Raw genomic sequence first — 307 nt, 5'->3', positions numbered from 1 at the left:
TACTGTGTAGGTTCCTTCACCTGGAATTGTCTTAGTCGTTGAACCATCTTCAAATGTAGCTGGTGTATCATCATCCATTGGGACTACTGGATCACCTTCTGTAAACTTAGGTTTACCTGTTTGGGTTTGGCCTTGTTTATCAATTGAAGTGACTTCTTCAGCTGTAGGAGTTACTGGAGTTACAGTTGGTGTGTACTTAGCCGTTGCTGGTGTACCGTTCTTATCTACACGTTTAACAGTCACACCTGTTCCTGTTCCGATGAATGATTTTTCTGGTACGAATGTAACTGTTCCATCTGGAGCTACT

1 protein-coding gene is annotated in these 307 nt (G+C 42.3%); it reads right to left on the bottom strand.

The features are described from left to right. Window positions 1-307, bottom strand: a 307-nt coding sequence (locus ADH49_RS05685; RefSeq protein WP_048690593.1) for a hypothetical protein, incomplete at both ends; no start/stop codon positions are given.

It is taken from the genome of Streptococcus sp. 400_SSPC, from assembly GCF_001072745.1.
In the GTDB taxonomy this organism is placed as follows: Bacteria; Bacillota; Bacilli; order Lactobacillales; family Streptococcaceae; genus Streptococcus; species Streptococcus xiaochunlingii.
This window is presented reverse-complemented; position numbering and strand designations above follow the sequence as displayed.